Source organism: Oleiphilus sp. HI0066 (genome assembly GCF_001635725.1).
Genome location: NZ_LWFH01001170.1, coordinates 1 through 2,451 on the forward strand (window position 1 = coordinate 1; position 2,451 = coordinate 2,451).

Annotated in this window: 2 protein-coding genes and 2 pseudogenes; all 4 read left to right on the forward strand. The window is 43.9% G+C overall.

Translation table 11 applies throughout. From position 1 onward, the window contains the following. A pseudogene (locus A3738_RS31180) lies at window positions 1-190 on the forward strand (hypothetical protein); the annotation flags it as partial. Between the two features lie 103 nt (window positions 191-293). Then, complete coding sequence (locus A3738_RS15685) at window positions 294-956, forward strand: CYTH domain-containing protein (protein WP_068475289.1); 663 nt, start codon at window positions 294-296, stop codon at window positions 954-956. A 3-nt stretch (window positions 957-959) separates the two neighbouring features. Continuing rightward, complete coding sequence (locus A3738_RS15690; RefSeq protein WP_068475291.1) at window positions 960-1,871, forward strand: DUF547 domain-containing protein; 912 nt, start codon at window positions 960-962, stop codon at window positions 1,869-1,871. Window positions 1,872-1,986: 115 nt separating this feature from the next. After that, a pseudogene (locus A3738_RS15695) lies at window positions 1,987-2,451 on the forward strand (hypothetical protein); the annotation flags it as partial.

Genomic DNA, 2,451 nt, shown 5'->3' on the forward strand with positions numbered 1-2,451 from the left:
CGGTACTGGTGACAACGGCTTGGACGGTGCTGCTGAAGAAACTGTTGACGAGTTCTGGTTGCAAGCGCTTTATAACATCAGCGACAACATGTACACGTACATTGAATACGTTGATGCAGAAGAAGAAACTGGTTCTACTACTACTAAGGATCAGTCTAACTTCTCAATCGGTGCTACATACTATTTCTAAGTCTAACTTAGTAAGCTAGTTAAAAAGAACCGGCCTATTGGCCGGTTTTTTTGTGTCTGTTGTTTAGTAAAATTTTACTGTTGTTAAGGTGTTGGATTAGAAAATGGCAAGAGAATTGGAATTGAAGCTGCGTTGTCGCGAGCAGATTGATTTGCAGGCTGTAATACAGTGTTGTGAAGATCTTGGTGCTACTTTTGCTTCTAAAGATCAGGCGCTCACTGAATCGAAGAATCTGCGCAATATTTACTTTGATACGGATTCTCTATTGCTGCACAAACAGCGCATGGCTTTGCGGGTGCGAAATAAAGCTGGATATTACATTCAAACACTTAAAACATCTGGAACAAGTATTGATGGAATCAGTCAGCGGGGTGAGTGGGAGTGGTCGCTGGATCAGAGCGAGTTAGATATGCCTTTGTTGAATGAAGCGCCTGTCTGGAGTGCGCAGTTGCGTGATCAAGAATATCGTGCTGTGTTTGAAACGAACTTCTTACGCGAAGCGTGTGAGTTTGATTATCAGGGTTACGCTTTTGAGCTGGTATTAGATGTCGGAGAGATTGTATCTCAAGCTCGCACTAATACGGTGTCTATCAATGAAATTGAGATTGAGCTGAAGGTCAGTCATTCTGCCGAGTCGGCTGGTATGGGAACTGGAAAGGCTGTTTCGGTTTTACAAAGTTTATCGCATGCACTGTGTCAGAACTTGCCATCAGAGCAATATGATGTAAGCAAGGCGGAACGTGGGTACGCCTTGTTTTTAGGCTAAAGAATGATGTTTGGCGGTATTAAGAAGATGAAGTTAGTTGTTGCATGTAAAGCTTGCTTGCTATGTCTTATTCTGAGTTTGTATGCCTCTGTTTCTTTTGCTGATCTCCCAATTGAAAACGCGACAGAAAAAGCAGCTGAGCAAGCGCCTGGCGGCGTGGATGCAATTCAGCATAGCGATGTGAAGTTGGCCGAGTTTTACGTGCTTTATCAGTCAGTGCTGTCTGATTACCTTGTGCCGGGTGAGAAGAATGGTGTTGAACTTAATTTAGTCAATTATGCCGATCTTCGTTCTGACGATCGGTTAGATACGCTCATGCAGTTTTTGGCTGAATACGATTATGATCAACTAACGAATAAGACGGAGCGTATTGCCTACTTCTTGAATGCGTACAACATTATGGCGATCAATATGGTTGTCGAAAATTGGCCCCTGAAAAGTCTTCGCGGTTTAGGGAATATGTTTCGTCCTGTGTGGACGCATAGTTGCGGCACATTTAATAACGAGCACATGACCCTGCGAAAGCTTGAGCATGATATTTTGCGAAAACAAAATGAGCCTCGCATTCATTTCGCTTTAAATTGCGCTTCTGTTTCATGTCCTGATTTGCGATCTGAGCCCTATGTTGGCGAGAGGCTCGAGCAACAGTTGTCTGAGCAAACTTTTGGCTTCTTTAAACAATCGGGAAAGGGCGTGGTTGTTGATGGCAATCAGATCAAGGTGACACCTTTGCTTGATTGGTTCGAGGAGGATTTTGAACCGGTAGGTGGGGTGACTGCTTTTCTTCATACATATCTGCCAAAAGATAGTGTTCCTGCTGATTGGCAGCTTCAAGGTTTTCTTCCGTACGATTGGGAGGTCAATGCGCATCTCTCGGGATCAGAAAAACGCCAAATTAGAATGCGAGATAAGTAAGTCTTTCGGTTTCCTCTTCCGGCTTAAAACTTGATGCAGGGCAGCATTTTGTTGAGATGCTTTGCTACACTTCTTCGCATTACTCGTATTCTTTATCGTTTCATTGGTATCCACTATGTCGTTCGCACATTTTGTCGTTGAGCAACCATCCTCTTTACGCGCAAACGCTACCCGTTTTTTAGATCATGTTCAGGAAAGTGATTCTTATGAATTGCTGTCTGATGATTTCAAAGCAACGTTGACGCGAGCTTGTGCGCTCAGCCCTTTTGTCGCTGAGTTTGTCTCTAAGTACCCTGAAGTATTAGTTGATTGGCAGTCACCGGATTCGGCTTTGTTTTTAGGGCGATCTGAAAAATTGATGACTCAGCTCTTAGCTCAGAAGCTAGACGAGTGTAATGATGAAACTCAAGCAATGGCTGTGTTACGCGTGTTTCGGAACACTGAGCAGGCAAGGATTATATGGCGAGACATGAATGGTCTTGGCAATCTTGATCAGACGCTCGCCGAGGCGAGTGCGTTGGCTGATGTGTGTATTCAGCAATGTTTGATTTGGTTGCACGCACGTTTTATTGCGCGATAT

What these genes read in the sequence shown, in the direction of transcription:
- A3738_RS15685 (WP_068475289.1), top strand. Translation starts at nt 294, where the DNA reads ATGGCAAGAGAATTGGAATTGAAGCTGCGTTGTCGCGAGCAGATTGAT.
- A3738_RS15690 (WP_068475291.1), top strand. Translation starts at nt 960, where the DNA reads ATGATGTTTGGCGGTATTAAGAAGATGAAGTTAGTTGTTGCATGTAAA.